7 protein-coding genes and 4 pseudogenes are annotated in these 9813 nt (G+C 57.4%); 2 read left to right on the top strand and 9 right to left on the bottom strand.

Features of this window, described 5'->3' with window-relative positions:
* The first annotated feature begins 35 nt into the window (after nt 1-35).
* Nucleotides 36-1006: pseudogene (locus tag JFT80_RS10275) on the top strand (XdhC family protein).
* Between the two features lie 189 nt (nt 1007-1195).
* A pseudogene (locus JFT80_RS10280) lies at nt 1196-2049 on the top strand (AraC family transcriptional regulator).
* 103 nt (nt 2050-2152) lie between these two features.
* Here the strand turns inward: JFT80_RS10280 and JFT80_RS10285 are convergent.
* The 9 genes and pseudogenes from JFT80_RS10285 to JFT80_RS24095 form a co-directional block, all read right to left on the bottom strand.
* Entirely contained in the window at nt 2153-2443 is a 291-nt protein-coding gene (locus JFT80_RS10285; protein ID WP_201147781.1) for a DUF6388 family protein, read from the bottom strand.
* Between the two features lie 69 nt (nt 2444-2512).
* Complete coding sequence (locus JFT80_RS10290) at nt 2513-3256, bottom strand: SPOR domain-containing protein (protein WP_201147787.1); 744 nt, start codon at nt 3254-3256, stop codon at nt 2513-2515.
* 405 nt (nt 3257-3661) lie between these two features.
* The gene (locus JFT80_RS10295) at nt 3662-5095 is read right to left on the bottom strand and encodes an alginate export family protein (RefSeq protein ID WP_201147782.1); all 1434 of its coding nucleotides are present in this window, start codon (nt 5093-5095) and stop codon (nt 3662-3664) included.
* Between the two features lie 286 nt (nt 5096-5381).
* Nucleotides 5382-6614: an MFS transporter gene (locus tag JFT80_RS10300; protein ID WP_307833068.1), complete on the bottom strand. Its 1233-nt coding sequence runs from the start codon at nt 6612-6614 to the stop codon at nt 5382-5384.
* Nucleotides 6615-6739: 125 nt separating this feature from the next.
* The gene (locus tag JFT80_RS25115; RefSeq protein ID WP_307833069.1) at nt 6740-7222 is read right to left on the bottom strand and encodes a hypothetical protein; all 483 of its coding nucleotides are present in this window, start codon (nt 7220-7222) and stop codon (nt 6740-6742) included.
* Nucleotides 7223-7233: 11 nt separating this feature from the next.
* Nucleotides 7234-7749: pseudogene (locus JFT80_RS24815) on the bottom strand (2Fe-2S iron-sulfur cluster-binding protein); the annotation flags it as partial.
* A complete protein-coding gene (locus JFT80_RS10310; RefSeq protein ID WP_201147783.1) occupies nt 7746-8744 on the bottom strand; it encodes a PdxA family protein in 999 nt (332 codons plus the stop codon). The gene JFT80_RS10310 and the pseudogene JFT80_RS24815, both read right to left, overlap by 4 nt.
* Nucleotides 8741-9211 (bottom strand): aromatic-ring-hydroxylating dioxygenase subunit beta, encoded by a 471-nt coding sequence (locus JFT80_RS10315; protein WP_103444837.1) that lies wholly within the window; start codon nt 9209-9211, stop codon nt 8741-8743. The genes JFT80_RS10310 and JFT80_RS10315 overlap by 4 nt, the downstream gene beginning before the upstream one ends.
* 232 nt (nt 9212-9443) lie before the next feature.
* Nucleotides 9444-9813, bottom strand: a pseudogene (locus tag JFT80_RS24095) (hypothetical protein); the annotation flags it as partial.

A 9813-nucleotide genomic window follows, 5' to 3' on the forward strand; every position in this document is an offset into this window, starting at 1 on the left:
ATGCAGCACCACGCTTTGCTTGAGGTACAGAAAACATGCGTCATCTTGATGTTCAGGTGATCGACCAGGCACTGCAATGGGCTCGCGCCGGGCAGGCCCAGTGGCTGTGCACGGTGCTCTCCACCTATGGCTCGGCGCCGCGTGCGCCGGGTGCGATGCTGGTGACCAATGGCTCCGGCGAACACGTCGGCTCGCTGTCGGGTGGCTGCGTCGAAGAGGAGTTTCTCGAAAGCCTGACACGCGGTGAGTTACGCGAACCGGCGCAGATCGTCAGTTATGGCGACAGCGTCGAGCAACGCCACCGTCTACGATTGCCCTGTGGTGGCGTGCTGATCGTGCTGGTCGAGCACCGTGCTGCCAGTCTCGAATGGACCGCGCACCTGGAGAGTCTGCAAGCGGCGTTACTGGGCCAGCGCCGTCTGCTGCGTCACCTCGAGCTGAGCAACGGTGCCTTGCGCCTGGACGCAGACACCGGACACGGCAGCGAGCGGGTGCAAGTCGTCGACGAAAGGGTGCGCATCCGTGTTGGCCCGGCGTTACGACTGATTCTGGCCGGGCTGTCGCCGGTCGCGGAAGTCTGCGCCAGTTTCGCCCGCGCCATCGGCTGCGAAGTCATCGCCTGCGACCCCGGGAAGAGATGCTGCATATCCAGCTCGAAGGCGTGGAGATGCAACGCGTGCTGCCCTCGATGTTCATCGCCGCCGGTGGTTGCCATGCGGCGACCGCGGTGGTGGCGCTGACTCACGATCCGCGAATCGATGATCTGGCGCTGATGGAAGCGGTGCACACACCAGCGTTTTACATCGGCGCCATGGGGTCTCAGGCAACCTCGGCCAAACGCGCCGAGCGGCTCAAACGCATCGGTGGGCTGACGGATGAACAGATTGCCCGTTTGCACATGCCCATCGGCCTCGATCTGGGCAGCAAGGCCCCGGCGGAAATCGCTCTGGCGGTGGTGGCCGATATCCTGCGCGTTTATCACGGGAAAGAACGCCATGCCTTGTAAGGCGGTTTTTCCGACGAGCGTGGGGGCTGCGAAAGTCGAGGTAGACCCTCAATCCTTCGCGCGCGATAGTAGCCAGCCACGTGTTGCTGAACCATTGAGTGACCGCCGGGGTCCAGAAACACATAGACGCCGCGATAATCCTGCATTGTGGCCGAAAACAATATCGCTTCTAGCGAGCGGAGGAATCTGATGTCGATTGCCCAACGGGTTTTCCACGGCAGGTTTGGCCGGGTCGCCTTGCTGAATATGGATCGTTCGCTGGTCACCCACACCCATTCCGAATGCCATGTGCTGGTCAAGGTGTCCGGCGAAGATACTTACTTCAACGTCAACGGTCGACGGGTTCCGCTCAGCGATCGTACGGCGGTGCTGGTCAACGCCTGGGAGCCGCATTTCTACGATCCGCAGCCGGGTGCCGGTGCCACCGTAATCCTGGCGCTCTATATCGAGCCCGCCTGGCTGGCCACTGCCCAGCAGTCGCTGGCGCTCAGCGGTCGACCGGACTTTTTGCCCAGCCGTGTATCGAGCTGTCGAGTCGTAATCGCACCTTGGCCGACATCCTGGTCGCCGAAGCGCATGGCTGCGGGATCGTGCCGAAAGAGCGCATGGAATTCATGCTGTTCGACTTCCTGATCGAACTGATCGAGGACTTTTCCAGTTGGCGGCATTTGTCGCTACTGGGTGCGCCGAACTCAGGTGAGTTCCGGGACGCGCGCGTGCGCCGTGGCACCGCCTGGTTGCTTGAGCACCTCGATGATCCGAACCCGATCGACAACGCCGCGCGGGCTTGTGGTCTGTCGCGGGCGCACTTCTTTGCGCTGTTCAAGAAAGATACCGGGATGACGCCGACCCTGCTGCTTAACGACGCGCGTATGCGCCGGGCTTTTGCCTGGCTGGAGAGTGAGCGCAGTGGAACGTTGGGCCTGTTGTCGGAGAACCTCGGGTTCTCCGAGCAAGGTCATTTCACCCGGTTTTTCCGTCAACACATCGGAGCTTCTCCCAGCCAGTATCGGCGTGTAGTGGATTGCTATGCGGCGGTTTGAACCGAGAGGAGGGCGGGGGTATTGGGCAACCCTCCCGCCTATGAAGTTAGTCTTTCATCTTGAAACTGGCGGCTTGTATAGGCTACGAAAGTTGTAGGGTCTACTAATCGTCCAGAAAATCATAAATCTCTTTCATGCGTTCTTCACGCATCAACTCAAGCTCTTCCTTAGTGTCAGCCACCCACTGCAGAATGAAGTCCCAGCAATCGCAGTCGTGAGCATCTGCTTCTGCTTCAAATGCTTCTTGCAGAAATTTCAGGCGATATTCTTCTGGCGAAAGCCCGCAGTTTTCAGCGAGGCTGTAGTTCAGCTCGCTGAGTTCAAGTTGGATCCATAAGTTGGTGTCCAGGAATTTCTTCAGGGCGAGTTCGGCCCTAAGTTCTTTTGCGATCATGAATGCGCTCTTGTGTCATAAATAAGTAGCCGTTTGTTCCAAGTCGGCCCAGTGCTAAATCGGGCTATGTCAATTTCCCGCCATCATCCATCCTCTAACGCCATGACTTTCACTCAACTCTTTCACGACTCGAGCCGCGTCCTGCTTCTGTTTATACGGTCCGATGACGACAAAGTTGTTTTCTTTTCGCGCTACCGGCAACTCCAGCTGCTTAATGGCTTTTGTGGCGCGATGACGGTTGGGTGTGTTCAACGCTATTTCGATCACCCACAAGCCGGATGAAGGCGTGGCTGAAGCGGGTTTTGCAGTGTGGAAAATGAAGCCGCCGCACGTCAAACACGGGCGTTCCAGCGTGATTAGCGAGCCTGGCACGGTGCGAAAGACATGCCATTGCGGATCAATGGTTTTTTTGCGGGCGAATACGGCCAAGAGCAGGCCGGTAAAAGTGATCAGACCGCTGAGAATAATCGTCCATTTGTGTGCCTGTGCGGGCAATGAAGGCAGCGTAAGTGCTGGAGTTTCGTCTGGCTTTTCGACCAAAAACTGTACGGCGTCAGCCTCCGTTGAATCGGGTATGTGCGATCCGTTTTTCGCAAGGGGCGTGAGCCCGTCGGAATGTTTTGTACTGAGCTCTGTCACAACTTTATTAGCGGTGTCATCGATGAGTTGTTCGAACTTTGTCACTTTTTTCTGGATGTATGAATTGTCGACGTTATTTTGACAGATTGGTCCTGTAGACATGTAGGTCCATAGGAGTGCTGATAGTTGCCCCAAAACGCCAGTTACCAGGAAGCCCAAGCCAAGCTTTCGCACAGCGGCCATCTCCAACTCAAGTGAATAGTTATTTGTCCCGTTTCTTTCTGATAAACAGGGTTTTATTGTTGATCCTGGGATGGTCTAAATTCTTGAGCGCGTCAGTGTGCTCAAGAGCCAAAATTGGTTGGCTGCTTGTTATTGTTTGAAAGAGCATCGGGCGTGCACTTTATAGAGTGTTGGTTGGCGAAAAAGGCTCAGATGATCGAAAAAAACCGTATCAGATGAGTTTGAAGGTGATCCATTAAAACACTTGTATTCAAGGTGAATATCGAGGCCAAAGCACCTTACTGTCGGAAAGCCTCGACGATTCACCGATATCAATCTGGTGCGGCAGTCAACGTCTTTGTCGACGTCAAATTTAATGAATTGCCGAGCAGCGTTCCTGCCGGATGTTCTTGATGCCTAAAAGCGAAACGTGGAGCGCAGCACCAGTATTTGCGAGTTGTTGCCGCCGGCGCTTTTGATCGCCGAACCGATGTCGTAGAACAAATAGTCGAGGTCAACGGAAACGTTAGCGGTCGGCGTCCAATTGGCGTTGGCCTGATACAGGGTGCCCAAGCGTTTTCCGCTGCTGGTGGTTGTTCCGGGGACTGTGGTCATGCCTGGCAAATAGACGCCGTCATCGTTGCTTTCTCGCCACGCAGCAAATATGCCCGGTTCGAAACGGAACCTGTTGAAGGGAGAAAACCTGAGTGTCGGGCCTACCAGAATGATGTTCGACAACGTTGTCAGGCTGGCCTGACCGTAGAAGGCGTTCTTGGGAAACAATGGATCGAAAGTACCAGCCTTGTGATCGCCATCCTTATCACCGCTCGCGGCATCGACACGCAAACCCAGACGCGCTTTCCAGGGACCCGCGAAGGTGTAACCGCTGTCGCTGGACACCGCCCAGGCGTCGATGTCGGCGCTGGCCATATGGCCCACCTGCTTCATCAGATCCCAGCTCCAGTCGAATTTATTCCATGTGCCGAACAATCGCGTGCCGAAGGTGTAGCGATTGTCCTCTCCGGTAAAACCGTCGAGCTTGCGCTGCTCTGTTCCCAGGCCAAAGGCGTACAGATCGGCTTTCAATACGCTGGATAGGGGCAGGGTGCCATAGAGCCCGTAGAACTTTTGCTGATGATTGCTTGTGTCGTTGAACGAGCCATTGTCTCTGCTAACCACGGGGCTGGTGGCGAACGCATCCAGCTTGTAACCATCCTTTGCAATCCAGCTCAGACGCACACCATCAAACGCCTGCCGTATGTTGGGGATTTCGCGATAGGTCACCAGTACCTGATTACCGTAAGCCATCTCCTGCCGACCGACTCGCGTTGTCAATGTGCCGCTCTGGTAATGCAGATTGCCGTCGACAAAGGCCTGCTGTATTTCGTTACGGCTCTGATCGGAAGGGCTGGGCAAGTCCTTACCCCATGTCCGAGTGTTTTGTAATTGGATAAAGGTGCGCAGGCTGTCGTCGAATAAGTGCAGGTCAACATGTACTTGCGCACGTTGCATTAAATAAGAGTCATCCTTTACTCCGCGCAGGCCGAACACCGGTTGGTCCGCCGCATCGGCGCGATAACGCAGTTCCGCACCAGTCTGCAGCCAGGCTGAGTCCGACAGGCGCTGAAAACGCAATGCATCGAACGGGTCCGTGCGTTTTGCCGGGTTATCGAGAAAGCGATAATCCTCCACCCAACGCGCAGGTCCCGGACGCATAGGGCGGGATACCTCAAGGGGCGAGGGAGGCGTGGACTGAATCTCTTGGGCCTGAGCGGTCGACAGGACCGTTTGGCCGAGGGCCATAATGATCGGCAGGTGGAACGAGTAACGCTTCAGTGTTGTGCTGGACATCAGATGACTCCTGTTTTTATTGTTCGTAGGGCAGGTAGACACGCGCGGGGATGCCTCAACATGAAGTTGAATTCGCGTCGATGTTGTTCCGGTTTAAACGTTTCGCTGCTTTGGAAAGAAGCGCTCTGCGTTTGCGTTGAATAAAGAGTGGGTTGTTTTCAAGGGACGTAAATCCTTATTCATCCCTTGGCGAGCTTTCATTGAAGTTGTCGAGTAGTACCGTTCGTGTTTTAAAGCGTGCTGCTGCCGTATCGTCGACCGAGAAACAGGACGAGTAACCCGGCGATCAACATCGGCACGGCCATGGCATAGAAAACTGCCGAGGGTGACCAGCCCATACCCAAGGCTGCGCCGACCACGATGGGGCCAGTAATCCCGCCGATCCGCCCGATGCCCAATGCCCAACCGACTCCGGTCGAACGTATCGGCGCCGGGTAGAAAACCGCCGCCAGGGCGATAAGGCTTTTTGCCCGCCGCTGATGCAGCAGCCTGCGAGGAAGTTGGCGGTCAACAGCATCCACAGCGGGCTTTTGAACGCCAGACCTGTCAATGCCACGCACACGAATCCGACGAGATAAAGAATGCCCAGGGTTTTGTAAGCGCCCAACCGGTCCATGGAGGGGCCGGTAATGAACGCAGCCGCGATACCGCCCACGGTGGTCAGTGTGGTGGCCATCACCACGGTGCTCATTGGGTAGTTGAGCCCCGTCATGATTGATGGCAACCAGCTTTGCAAGGCGTAGAACTCACCCAGGTTAATCGCGAACACCAGCCATAGCAGTACGGTGCCCAATACCCGATCACGGGTGAACAGACTGGCGAGTGCTCCACGTTGCCCTTGCCCTTTCTCGAGGGCGTCGACGATGAATGTCGGCTTCTCCTGTCGTGCAATGGTTGGGTCTATTTTTCGGAAAATTTTCAGGATTCGCTCGGCTGCCACCTTGCGATGGATCATGAACACCATGGATTCCGGCAGGAAACGAATCAGTACGGGTACCAGCATCAAGGGCGCCAGGGCTCCGATCCAGAACATCGAGCGCCAGCCGTAGTGGGGGATGAACCAGTTCGCCGCCAGGCCCGCCGCGATGAATCCGAGGGAAAAACCGCAGTAAATAGCCAGAACAAAGGTTGCACGAAAGCGTTTGGGGCTGTATTCGCCGGTCATGGCGATCGCGCTTGGGGCTGCGGCGCCCAGGCCGACCCCGGTGATAAAGCGCAGGATCATCAGCTCGGTCACGTTGTCAGCCCATACCGATGCCAAGGTGCACAGGCTGAAGACAATGGTGCTGACGATGATTGCTTTCTTATGTCCAAAGCGTTCGGACAGTGGCGTCAGCACCAGATAGCCGATCATCAAACCAGCGAGCGACGAAGAAAATATCGGTCCCAGCATATGCCTGGGCAGGTTCCATTCACTGGCTATATAAGGCGCCATGTAACTAATGGCTTGGGTATCGAAGCCATCGAGGAACATGACAAGACCGCACAGAATGATGATCACGTACTGAAACGGACTCACGGGTCGTTCATCCACGAACTGCGGAAGCTGCAAGGGCTTTGATTCGGGCAACATGGTTTTTCCTCATGGCCATTTTGGCCTTTTTTGTTTTTATTGCGTGCACACGCAGGTGGAGAAAAAACCGCCTATGAAGGCGGCTGGATCTCTCCAGAGGGTACGAAGGCGTCGCAGAAGAATGCGTCAGGCGACAACTGGCCTTCGGCAGTCAGGTCATTGAGCGCCGCAGTTGTCATGACCGGATTACCGCAGGCATACACTTGATAGGCACCCAGGTCGGGGTAATCCTCGAGAACCGCGCGGTGCACCCAACCGGTGCGGCCGGACCAGCCTGGCTCGGGCTCGGAAAGCACCGGAGTGAAGCTGAACCCGGGCAGGCGCCTGGACCATTGTGCCGGCAGGTCGCCGAGGTACAGGTCGTCGCTGTTGCGTGCCCCCAGAACAGGTGCATGGGTCTTGAGCCACCGCGTTTGATCTGGTCTTCGATGATGGACTTGAGCGGCGCCATGCCCGTACCGGTGCCCAGCAGGATGACCGGATGGTCGACCTCTTCGTCCAGTGAAAATTCGCCATAGGGCAGCTCGACGTTGAGCGTGTCGCCTTTTTCCAATCCTGCCAGCACGCCCTCGGAAAAGCGCCCTCCGGGAACATGGCGAATATGCAGTTGCACGCCATCGCTCTCATGGGGCGCATTGGCCATGGAGTAGTTACGGCTGTCACCATCATCCATCAACACTTTCAGGTATTGGCCGGCCTGGAATTTGGCGCGCACACCCGAAGGAAAGCGTAGGTGCAGAACCACAACATCGGCGTTGGGGCGGGTGAGGCGATGGACCTTGGTGGTAATGACCTTGCGCATCGGCGCCGCGCGTTGAACGATGCGTTTGGGGGCGATTTCCACCGGCGAGCACGGACGCGCCTGACACAGCAGCACCCTCGTGGCAGGCCCGCGTGCGAGCCCTTGTCCGCGCACTCGCAATTCCCCTGCGACCAAGCCGCCTTCGCAAGTCGAGCACACGCCCTTGCGGCAGGAGTAGGGGATCGAAAACCCCGCCCGCTCGGCAGCATCCAGCACTGTCTCGTCGGGCTCGCAGGGAAAGACGATGTCCGATCCAGAGACTGTTACGTCGAACGTCATGCCAAAACCTCCTGGTTGGAAAGCGCCGCGCCACCTACCAGGCGCAGCGCGCGGATTACCGCTTCGGGATCGGCGAGGTTTTTACCGGCGATATCGAATGCCGAGCCGTGGCCCACGCTGGAAAAGATCAGGCCGGCACCGATGGACAGCGCCGAAGCGGTACGCCCGGCCAGCAGTTTGATCGGGATGTGACCCTGGTCGTGATACATGGCAATAAAGGCGTCATAGCCATTTTGGCCGAGCATCAGATCGGCGCCGACCGGCCCATGGGCATCGATACCCGCCTGCCGCAGGCGCTCGACGGCCGGGACAGTTATCTGCTGATCGTCCTGACCGAACAGGCCGTTTTCACCCGCATGAGGATTGATGCCGAAGACGCCAATGCGCGGAGCATTGATGCCCAGCGCGTGGAGTGCAGAAACGGCTGCATGACCTGCGGCCACCACCAGCTCGGGCGTCAGCCTGGCCAGTGAATCGGCCAGGCGCTCGTGCAAGGTGACGTGGACGATCCGCATCCCCGCACCGATCAGCATCAGAAACACACGGTCGGACTCGACGCCTACCAGTTTGGCCAGCAGGTTTGGGTAACCGGAAAAATCGATGCCGGCGGTATTGATCGCCGTCTCGGAATGCGGACACGCGACAATGCCGCGTGCCCGGCCCAGGCTCAGACCCACCACTGCGGCAGACAAATAATCCACTGTGGCAGCACCTGCCGAGGCATTCACTTGCCCAGGCACGAAAGCCTCGGATGCCAGACTATGTACGGGCAGCAGGTGGATCACTCCCGCTTCTGCCGGTGCGGTGCCGTCAGTCTCTTTGACTCGCAGGCCAACGTCCTGCGCATAGGCTTCGACGACAAACCGATCGCCGACAATGACCGGATTCAACTCGGGTTCGTTCTGCAGAGCCGCGACGGCTTTGACAGCGACTTCCGGGCCGATGCCGTTGGGGTCGCCGATGCTCAAGAGGATTCGCGATGCCGGCAGCCTCATAGCGGCAGCGCCAGCAGCGTGTCGATGCGTGAGCTGTCGCACACCACGGTTCGTTCAGCCAACATGGCTGTCTCGCCGTCGACCCGGTAGCAATCGATATAGCGGCCGGAGACGAAGTTCTCGGTCGTGCCGTCGCGCATGATGCGCAGCACCAGGAATGCAGTCTCGCTGCGCACCAGGTTGCCGTTGCATTCCAGGATCACTGGCTGATTGAGCATATGGCGGTAGCTGTGTCGCTCGTAGATATTGGCGTCGCGCAAGGCGGATACCCGGTCAATCAACATTCCGCGGTTGTCGGCCCAAATCATGCCAGCGGGCAATCCTTGCCGGTAGTTATCGGCAGTGGTAACGGTATACAGGCACTTCTCCAGGAAAAACTCCGGCCATGCTTCAAGCGGGCCTTCATCGATGCAGCGGGCATATAGGGCTTGAGTCTGGCTGATCAGTGCAAAAATATTATGTGTCACGAATGATTCCCTCTTCATAGATCCATGGCTGCGCGATATGCCTTCCAGAAACCGCGGATAGACGCTTCCGTAATCCGGCTATCACTCGATTCGGCGTCAGTCCCGCCCATTTCCAGCACCGCGCTGTGATTGGACGCGCCAGCGATGCCACGCTGGACAAAGCCGCCTACGCAACCATCTTCCATGGAGATATAGCCAGCGGGACCGACAAGGTTGGCCTGCTTCAGACGCGTCAGTCGCTGTTCGGGCGTGTCGTCTTCAAAGCCCAGGTAGGTCCAGTTGAGCTGAGTCGTTTCCACGCCCCGTGGCAGCACTTGGCGAACTGCGACCGAATTCTGGATCTGTTGCAGTACGAAGCAGGGAAGATCGACAGGATTTGCAGCGTGACGTCATCACCGACTTCACTGAAGCCTTCGAGCAAAGAGGGGTCCTGCAACTGATAGGCGCTGTCGGAGCGGATGCTTTGTTCTGCATAGGAGGCATCGCGCTCGGCCTGACGTTCGGCTTCGCGGTCGATGGCTGAATAGCTGACGTGATGTCCGCCGCTTTCATCAACGATGATCGCGCCGCGCTGGGACAGGCGATTGATCTCGAAGGTGGTG

Source organism: Pseudomonas sp. TH10 (genome assembly GCF_016651255.1).
Taxonomy (GTDB): Bacteria; Pseudomonadota; Gammaproteobacteria; order Pseudomonadales; family Pseudomonadaceae; genus Aquipseudomonas.

What these genes read in the sequence shown, in the direction of transcription:
- JFT80_RS10285 (WP_201147781.1), bottom strand. Translation starts at nt 2,443, where the DNA reads ATGATCGCAAAAGAACTTAGGGCCGAACTCGCCCTGAAGAAATTCCTG.
- JFT80_RS10295 (WP_201147782.1), bottom strand. Translation starts at nt 5,095, where the DNA reads ATGTCCAGCACAACACTGAAGCGTTACTCGTTCCACCTGCCGATCATT.
- JFT80_RS10310 (WP_201147783.1), bottom strand. Translation starts at nt 8,744, where the DNA reads ATGAGGCTGCCGGCATCGCGAATCCTCTTGAGCATCGGCGACCCCAAC.